The organism is Streptomyces sp. UNOC14_S4 (assembly GCF_020740835.1).
Classification (GTDB): domain Bacteria; phylum Actinomycetota; class Actinomycetes; order Streptomycetales; family Streptomycetaceae; genus Streptomyces.
Genome location: NZ_JAINFC010000354.1, coordinates 1 through 8118 on the forward strand (window position 1 = coordinate 1; position 8118 = coordinate 8118).

Consider the following 8118-nt stretch of genomic DNA (forward strand, 5'->3'; position numbering starts at 1 on the left):
GAACGGGTGGGCACAACCGGACCACCGGCCGCAACCGACCACGGGGTCCGGGGCGCAGCCCCGGCGGGGGCCTGGGGGCGGAGCCCCCGGCAGCGGCGGGAAGCCCAGCCGGTCGGTTACTCCGGCGGAGCCTCCTGGCGGACGACCTTCAGGACCTCGTCGATCCGGTCCGGGCTGAGCCGGTCCTCGTCAGCACTCGAAGCCGCAATCATCAAATCCCCGTACAGATCGATCTCGATGAGGGCCACGGGATCCGGCCCACCCGACGAACCGCGTCGCGAAACCACGTGATTCACCTCCTCGGGTTTTTCGTTCTTCGGGTAACCAGCGTAGTGATCGGTACACATGGCGCGCATGGCACAGAAGGACCATTTCCATGGCCAACCACGCCCTGCCGCGTTATTTCCGCGGTGAACCGACAGTCCCCGCATAGATATCGGCGGGAACGGGCAGCGGCACATCGAACTTGGTGCCGAAGTCCTGGAACTCGACCGTCGAGACCACGGCCATCGGCGCCTTCCCCGCCCCCTCGTCGACGCTGAAACGGTGCGAGAGGCGGCGCGGCCTCCCCCGGTCGTCCAGATACGCGTCGAACGCGACCGTGCCGCCGGAGAACCCTTTCGCCGCCACGGCCAGCGGCCCTCTGTCCCGGGCGGGCGCGGCGCGCGCCGCCTGGCCCAGATCGATCGTGCCCCAGTAGTGCCTGACCCGGGCCCCGTCGATCCGCTCGTCCCTCATATACGTCACCTGCCGGGCACCGCCGAGCAGTTCGGCGGCGGCCAGCGGGTCGGTGGCGCCGTTGGTGAGGAGGTTGCCGTCGGCGAGCGCGGGCGTGGCCAGGCGTACCCACTTGTCGTCGGGCACCCCCGCGCCGCGGTTCTTCATGAAGAGCGCGCCGGGGGCGAACACTTCGGTGATGGGGCGGTGTTCCGTGGTCCCGGCCGCGTCGGCGGGCACCACCACCGTCAACTTCCCGACGGGCCGGGTGAAGTCGTAGCCGCCGGTGCCGTGGATGGTCAGCCGTGTGCCGCCGCTGGCCGTCTCCATGGACGTACGGACGCGGGCCGCCCCCTCCGCGACGAGCACCCGCGCGGCCCGGCGCAGCGCCTCGCGGGCCCGGGTGGGGTCGGTGTCGTCCGCCTGGCGCGCCTGGCTGCTCAGGCTCTTCAGGTCGTCGTGCAGCTCGGGCCGCCCGGGGGCCGCGCAGCCCGAGGCCAGCACCCCGAGGGCGATGCCGCCCAAGACCGCGTTGCCGACGCCCGCGCCCCGCTGTCCGCGTTGCCCTCGTCCCAGCCCCAGCCCCACCATCATGAACGTCAGCCCCCTCCACCACGCTGTGGCACCCTCACTGCCAACGACAGGGCCGGGGGAGCCGTCACGGGCGGGTAGCGTGGTCACGTGTCCGAAGCAGCGTCCGCGGACCGTTCCGCGGCACATTCCACCAGCACCAGCGAGATCGGCTCCTTCTGCAGCGCCCGCTGCAGTTGCGGCTGGCGCGGCCCGGCACGCAGGGCCCGCTCCCTGGCCCGCGAGGACGCCACGACCCATATGACAGCAGCGACGGCCGTCGGGGAGAGCTAGGCCGGGGAGAAACAGAGGGCCTCTGTCTCCGGTGTCTCCGGCGTCACGCGATTCTCGGCATGATTCTCGGCGTCACGCCGCGAGGTCGTTGTCGTGCGGAATCTGGCGCTCCGGTCTGCCCTGGGGTCCGGCCACCACCGGCGCGACACCGTTGTCGGAACGCCGTACGAGCCGGCCCGCCCTCGATTCCGCGACCGAGCGCGTCAGCGGGGTGAGCAGCATCATCGCCAGCGGGGCGAGCAGCAGCGCGACCGCCGTGCCCAGCGCGAACCCGCCGACGACGTCGGTCGGGTAGTGCACACCCATGTAGACCCTGCAGAAGCCTTCGAGGAACGCCAGGCCGATGCCGACCAGACCGTACTTCCGGTTGGCGACGAAGAGGCCCACGCCGAGCGCCATGGTCAGCGTCGCGTGGTCGCTGACGAAGGAGTAGTCGGTCTTGCCCTTGACCAGGACCTCGATCCCGGTGTGGTCGACGAAGGGCCGCGGTCGCTTGACGAAGTCGCGGATCGGCATGTTGACGAGCAGGGCGATGCCCGCGGCGAGCGGCGCCCAGAGCAGCCCGGCGACGGCTGCCGGGGCGTCCTGCCGCTTGCGGGCGCTCCACCAGGCGCAGAGCATCAGCACGGCGAGGCCGAGGACGATGCCGTACTCGCCGATGAACTCGACGGCGCGATCCAGCCAGTTGGGTGCGGCCTTGGCGAGGCCGTTGATGTCGTACAGCAGACTGTTGTCGGGGCCGGGCCCGCCCCCGGCCTCCGACACGAGGTGCCCCACCGCGAGTCCAGCCATCTGTCGTGGCCCCTTATCTGTCGCCTCTTGCTACTACGTCCAGCTACCGACCCCCGTGGTCCGTGCGCCCCCGACGCGAAGCGTGACGCGGCTTTCCCACAATCATGGAACGCGCCACTCCGGCCGGGCGTTCCACTCTCCACTCAATGATCACCAGGACGTTACCGAAGGGTGACCCGTCGTCGCATTCCGCCCTACCGACTCAGACCCCCTTGGCCTTGGGGAGCGCTTTCGCGCCATCTTCGGTGACCCGGGTCGCCCCGATGTAATCCGGCGTGTCGATCGAGTCGAACCGGATCAGTGCCCCGGTGTGCGGCGCGTTGATCATGTGGCCGCCACCCACGTAGATGCCCACGTGGTGGATGCTGCGCGGATCGTTCAGGTCGTGCGCGAAGAAGACCAGATCCCCGGGGAGCAGCTCGTCACGCTTGGGGTGGGGGCCCGCGTTCCACTGGTCGTTCGCCACCCGCGGCAGGGTGATGCCGACCGTCTCGTACGCGGCCTTGGTGAGGCCCGAGCAGTCGAACCGCCCGCCATCCTCGGCGGTGCCGTCGCCACCCCACAGATACGGCGTGCCGAGCTTGTCCTGCGCGTAGTAGATGGCCCCGGCCGCCTGCTGCGAGGGCGCCACCCGGTTGACCGGTCTGGCGAAGCTCTTGGCGAGGGTGCGGATCTCCTTCACATACCCCTGGGTCTCGCTGTACGGCGGAATCCCCCGGTGCTGGATGACCGCGTACGCGCCGGCGTTGTACGACGCCAGCATGTTGTCCGCGAGGTCGCCGGGCACGCTCTTGACGTCCTTGGAGAGCTCGCAGTCGTAGACGGCCGCGGACGGGATGGCGTCCTGCGGGTCCCAGATGTCCGCCTTGCCGTCCTTGTTGGCGTCGATGCCGTGGGAGGCCCAGGTGTCGGGCATGAACTGCGCTATCCCCTGGGCGTTCGCCGGGCTCACGGCTCTGGGATTCCAGCCGCTCTCGGAGTAGATCTGCGCGGCGAGGATGGCCGGGGAGAGCGCGGGACAGAAGCCGCCCCAGTCCTGCACGAGCTTCTGGTACTCCGCCGGAACTGATCCTTCCGCCAGCGCGGCGCCATTGCCCCCGCCACCCAGGTCCGCCGCGGCCATGTACACACCCGCGACGAGCAACCCGAGCAGACTCAGGCACAGCCCGATCCCGGCTCCCACGCCCACCCAGAGCTTCCGCACCCCGCCATCCTCCCCCACCTGTCCACCGTGTATCCGTCAATTTCCGTTGCCGTAGCGCAGCATGGGGAGCATCGATGCACGAGGGCGCACCAGGACGGCTCGGCTGGCGGTGACAAATCCGCCTATTCCCGATATCAGAACGCGTCAGCCCACGAGGGTGAACCAAACCGCCTTCCCCGGCCCGGAGCCGTGCTGACACACACCCCAGCCAAAGGCGCAACGCCGGACCAGCAACAGTCCACGGCCGACTTCGCCGTACTCGCTGTGCGCGTACCGCAGGGGCAGCCCAGGAGCTCCGTCCTGCACCAGCACGCGGAGCATCTCGTCGGAGGCCCACTCCGCGTAGACGCTGACGGGAGCCGAGCACCGCGCTCCCATGGAGGCCTTGACGGCGTTGGTGACGAGCTCCGACGTGAGCAGGACCGCGGTGTCGACGAGACCGCGGTGTCGACGAGGTCGTCGCGGTGAGCGGCGGTGAGAGCCGTGCGTACGGCTTCACGGGCGGTACGGACCCATCCGGGCGCGGGCGGGAAGACGAGCGAGAAGTCGGCGTGCGCGAGGGCGGAGGCGGATGCGGTGCACATGGGACGTGGCTCCTTGGTCTCACCGGCTGCGGAGCCCGTCCGGGCGGGGTGCGGTGGCGTTGCCCTCGCGTTGTCACTGTCGCCAGGCGCTGAAGACGCGCGAGGGTGCACTTCCGGCTTACGGCAAGCGCCGTGGACGGGCGGAACGTCTTCGACGGTAGGGAGCTGGGTTTCAGATCTGCAACCCAGCCCGGCCGAAGTGCCACCAACGAGTGGCTCAGCCGCGTCATGAGACGGCAGACTGCTGACGACCACCAGGGAGGCACCATGGGACTTCGGGCCAACCCGACGTACCGCCAGCGGCGTTTGGGCATGGAGCTGCGGCGGATGCGCATGACATCCGGGCTCTCGGTCAACGAGGCCGCCGCATGCGCCGAGCTCGGCCCGCCGCATCTTGGACACATCGAGGCCGCCAGAACAGCCATTCCCGAAGCGAAAATTCGCGCCCTTGTCGAGGCTTACGGTTGCAGTTCAGAACCGCTGATCGACGCCCTGGTGGCGATGACGCAAGCCTCGGGCAGGGGGTGGTGGTCAGCCTCGGAATACAAGGACAGCCACGACCCACAGTCACGCGACCTCGCCGAACTCGAGGCCACGACCACCTCGTGCCGGTCCTTCCAACTGCTCTACATCCCCGGTCTGCTACAGACAGCGGAGTACGCCCGTGCCCTGTTCGCAGGCGGAGAACCCGAAGCGGATGAAGCCCTCATGGACAAGTGCGTCAGCTTTCGGCTACGACGCCAGCGCGTGCTCACCGAAGGCCTCCGGTTTCACGCCGTGATCCATGAGACCGCTCTCCATATGCAGTTCGTGCCCGGCGACATCATGGGTCGGCAAATCGAGCATCTCGTCACGATGGCCCGCCAGCCCAACGTATGTATCCAGATCCTGCCATTCAGAGCAAACGTCTACCCGGTCCGGTTCAGCGCCCCCTTTGTGATTTTTGAGGGTGCAGTGCCCGAGCTCAGCACCGTCTACGTGGAGCACCCCATCTCCTCCCCCTTCACCAGCGCCCCTGAACACATCCAGCAGTTCTCCGAGGCCTTCGAACGCCTCCGCTCCATCGCGCTACCGCCGATTGACCCCCGACTCGAACCCGAGTTCCATGCCAGGAAGGACTCACTCGGGTTCATCCAGCACCACTTGTACACCTTGTGAAGGGGACCCCATGTCGACGCTCCAATGGCAGAAATCGACCTTCAGTGGAGGCGGCGTCAACGGCGAGTGCATAGAAGCGGCAGCCTCGGGATCTGGCCACCACATACACCTCCGCGAAAGCGAGCGCCCCGACACCGTCTTGACCCTGTCACCCGCCTCCTTGTCCGCCCTGCTCGCCTATGCCCGGAATCAGCGCACCCCCCGACTCCAGACCCCATGAGCGCCAAGACTTGCCAGGAGTGGCTCAACTGGCATAAATCATCATTCAGCGGCAGCGGACAGGACGACTGCATCGAAATAGCCGAGGCCCCAGGCGGAAAGGTCAGGCTTCGCGAGAGCGACTTCCCTGATACGACCCTGGCCGTGCCGCCCACCACCTTGCGCGCCCTGTTCACCTATGCCCGAAATCAACACCAGGGGCCATTGAGCTGATTGGACACGCAGAGGCGGATCACCAGCCCTCGGAAGAAAACCAAGCGTACGAACCGACTTCCGGCCGTCCTCTATCGTGAGCGACGGCAGCCAGCAGCACTCGCCTTGAGGGGGCACCGTGGCAGAGCTCAACTGGATTCCGGTCAAAGAGGGTGACGAGACCGAGTACTTGGAGGTCGCCTTCGGGGACGACGGTCACGTCTACATCCGGGAGAACACCGAGCCGGACAACGTCGTGGTGACGACGGACAAGAACTGGGACGCGTTCGCGCTGGGTGTGAAAGCAGGCGAGTTCGACCACTTCGTCGAGGGCCTCGAGTAGCCCTCATGCCCACGCCCGGGCGCCGGGTTCCGGGTGCCTGGGCGCCGCCCAGGCACCAGCGCTACCGAACGGTGCGGGACTGGTGCGGCCCGGGCCCCGGATGCTCCACCACCCCGGATTCCTGACCGAAGACCCGCGCCCCGATGAAGGCCGCCACCACGAACGCCACAACTCCCGCCAGCGCGATGGCCACCGTCTTCGACTTCCGTACGTCTTTCCCGCGCCGCGCGCTCACAGGCGCAGGAACGGGCGCAACCACCGAGGGCGACGGAGCAGCCGGGACGGAAGCGGGAGCCGGGACCTGACCCGGCACAGCCGGGCGTGGCACAACCGGAGCCGATACCGGCGCGGCCGGACGCGGCACAGCCGGGGCGGGCCGCGAAGCCGCCGGAGCTCCCTGCCACGCCGGGCCGCCGAACCACGCCGCCACCTCGTCCGCCGACGGCCGGTCCTCCGGCCGCTTCGCGAGCATGCGCAGCAGATACGCCTCGAACGCAGGCGGCAGATCCGCCCGGTGCCGCCGCGGCGACTCCGGCTCGGCATCGACGTGGAGGTAGAGCAGGGCGGTCGGGCTGTCCGCCCAGAACGGAGGGCGCCCGACGAGCAGGTGGTAGAGCACGCACCCCAGCGCGTACACGTCCGAGGCGGGGCCGGCCACACGCCCCAGGGCACGCTCGGGCGCGAGGTAGGTGCTCGTGCCGACGATCTGGCCCACCCGGGTCAACGCCGTGCCCGTCTCGTCCACGAACCGGGCGATGCCGAAGTCGCCGATCTTCAGCGTGCCGTCGGCGTCGAGCATCAGGTTGCCCGGCTTGACGTCCCGGTGGACGACCCCCTGCCGGTGCGCGGCCGCCAGGCCCGCCGCGGCCTGGGAGGCGATGCGGGCGACGCGGGCCGGGTCGACGGGGCCGCGCGCGGACAGCTCCTGCGCCAGGCTCGGGCCCCGGACCAGCTCCATGACCAGATAAAAACGCCCGTCCCAGGCACCGAAGTCGTACACCCCGACCACCTGAGGGTGATTCAGGCGGGCGGCCGTCTGGGCCTCCAGCCGGAAGCGGGAGGTCGCCGATTCGTCGGCCTCGTCCCCCAGCAGCAGCTTCACCGCGACCTGACGCCCGAGCACTTCGTCGTGGGCCTCCCAGACTTCGCCCATGCCGCCGCGGCCCAGCAACTGCTCCAGCCGGTACCGATCGGCTACCAGCACCCGTACCACCCTTGTTCTCGAACACCCCCGGAACGCCCCAGCGTACCGACCGAACACGCCACCATCCGAACTGTCGCACGACCCCTCGTTCCTCCCCTGTTCCGTTCGTCATTGCTCGGTGTCGACCCGCGTGATACACAGAGTCACCATAGGGCTGCCCACTGACATCGCCCCGCACGGCGAGGCGGACGGCGGCGACGAAGACGCGTACGGGTTCCGGCAAAAAATGGCGCCAAGTCGACATGCGAGGGCGGCTTCGTCAGCGAAGATAGGTCCCGACCTTTGCCATGTGGCGGAGGGTGCCACAAGTACCCATAAGGGGCGGTGAGTTACATATGTTTTTGGCGGCTGGCGACAAAGGCGACATCAACACCATCATTGGCGGAATTGCCCCAAAATGGGGACCGTTCGGCAGTCTGGGCACCGAGGCACGAGTGCTGGTCGAGGTGGTGATGGCGGCGGCCATCCTGCTCTGCCTCGCCATCGCCATCTGGGGCGCCGCGAAACAGCGCATCGGCGCGACCGCCCTCCGCGACACCTTCAGTGCCGAGCAGGGCAAGGGGCTGATCGTGGCGGGGCTCACCGGCGTCTTCATCATCGGCTCGCTGGGCACTCTTTTCACCATTGTCTACGGCATGGCCATCTGACCCGTCCGATCCGGCCGTTACCGACGGTTTCCCTCTCGCCCGAGCCTTCGCCCGAGTCACGAACCGTCCACCACTTCCTTGTCGACAGCCCCGGCCGAACCACTCACCCCACCGACCTCATCCACCCCACCGCGCATCGTCCCCGCGCAGACCCTCTCGTCCCCGAGTCCCCCTGCACCGAGGCTGCCACCTGA

The 8118-nt window shown here is 68.6% G+C and carries 12 protein-coding genes; 6 read left to right on the forward strand and 6 right to left on the reverse strand.

The window, feature by feature from the left end; genetic code table 11:
- Window positions 1–116: 116 nt before the first annotated feature.
- A complete protein-coding gene (locus tag K6I34_RS26130; RefSeq protein ID WP_229329149.1) occupies window positions 117–347 on the reverse strand; it encodes a hypothetical protein in 231 nt (76 codons plus the stop codon).
- Between the two features lie 52 nt (window positions 348–399).
- Window positions 400–1311 carry a hypothetical protein gene (locus K6I34_RS26135; RefSeq protein ID WP_229329133.1) on the reverse strand — a complete coding sequence of 304 codons (912 nt, stop codon included), beginning with the start codon at window positions 1309–1311 and terminating at the stop codon, window positions 400–402.
- Window positions 1312–1398: 87 nt separating this feature from the next.
- Here K6I34_RS26135 and K6I34_RS26140 point away from each other — a divergent pair, with 87 nt between their 5' ends.
- Window positions 1399–1581 (forward strand): hypothetical protein, encoded by a 183-nt coding sequence (locus tag K6I34_RS26140; protein WP_229329135.1) that lies wholly within the window; start codon window positions 1399–1401, stop codon window positions 1579–1581.
- A 72-nt stretch (window positions 1582–1653) separates the two neighbouring features.
- On the opposite strand, the gene K6I34_RS26145 is transcribed toward K6I34_RS26140, so the two are convergent.
- The 3 genes from K6I34_RS26145 to K6I34_RS38980 all read right to left on the reverse strand — a co-directional run bounded on the left by K6I34_RS26145 (window position 1654) and on the right by K6I34_RS38980 (window position 3955).
- Window positions 1654–2373, reverse strand: coding sequence for a phosphatase PAP2 family protein (locus tag K6I34_RS26145; protein WP_229329137.1), 720 nt, complete (start codon window positions 2371–2373; stop codon window positions 1654–1656).
- A 202-nt stretch (window positions 2374–2575) separates the two neighbouring features.
- On the reverse strand, window positions 2576–3577 hold the full coding sequence (locus tag K6I34_RS26150) for an NlpC/P60 family protein (RefSeq protein ID WP_308294062.1): 1002 nt from the start codon (window positions 3575–3577) through the stop codon (window positions 2576–2578).
- Between the two features lie 144 nt (window positions 3578–3721).
- Entirely contained in the window at window positions 3722–3955 is a 234-nt protein-coding gene (locus K6I34_RS38980; RefSeq protein WP_374231016.1) for a hypothetical protein, read from the reverse strand.
- Between the two features lie 473 nt (window positions 3956–4428).
- Here K6I34_RS38980 and K6I34_RS26155 point away from each other — a divergent pair, with 473 nt between their 5' ends.
- From K6I34_RS26155 to K6I34_RS26170, 4 genes are all read left to right on the forward strand, one after another.
- Window positions 4429–5319, forward strand: coding sequence for a helix-turn-helix transcriptional regulator (locus tag K6I34_RS26155; RefSeq protein WP_229329141.1), 891 nt, complete (start codon window positions 4429–4431; stop codon window positions 5317–5319).
- 10 nt (window positions 5320–5329) lie between these two features.
- Complete coding sequence (locus tag K6I34_RS26160) at window positions 5330–5539, forward strand: DUF397 domain-containing protein (protein ID WP_229329142.1); 210 nt, start codon at window positions 5330–5332, stop codon at window positions 5537–5539.
- Window positions 5536–5751 (forward strand): DUF397 domain-containing protein, encoded by a 216-nt coding sequence (locus K6I34_RS26165; RefSeq protein ID WP_229329144.1) that lies wholly within the window; start codon window positions 5536–5538, stop codon window positions 5749–5751. The genes K6I34_RS26160 and K6I34_RS26165 overlap by 4 nt, the downstream gene beginning before the upstream one ends.
- 118 nt (window positions 5752–5869) lie before the next feature.
- The gene (locus K6I34_RS26170; RefSeq protein WP_229329146.1) at window positions 5870–6073 is read left to right on the forward strand and encodes a DUF397 domain-containing protein; all 204 of its coding nucleotides are present in this window, start codon (window positions 5870–5872) and stop codon (window positions 6071–6073) included.
- Window positions 6074–6134: 61 nt separating this feature from the next.
- Here the strand turns inward: K6I34_RS26170 and K6I34_RS26175 are convergent, their stop codons facing one another.
- Window positions 6135–7277 carry a serine/threonine-protein kinase gene (locus K6I34_RS26175; RefSeq protein ID WP_229329148.1) on the reverse strand — a complete coding sequence of 381 codons (1143 nt, stop codon included), beginning with the start codon at window positions 7275–7277 and terminating at the stop codon, window positions 6135–6137.
- Window positions 7278–7612: 335 nt separating this feature from the next.
- Between K6I34_RS26175 and K6I34_RS26180 the strand changes: the two genes are divergently transcribed.
- The gene (locus K6I34_RS26180; protein ID WP_121801277.1) at window positions 7613–7924 is read left to right on the forward strand and encodes a hypothetical protein; all 312 of its coding nucleotides are present in this window, start codon (window positions 7613–7615) and stop codon (window positions 7922–7924) included.
- Window positions 7925–8118 lie beyond the last annotated feature (194 nt).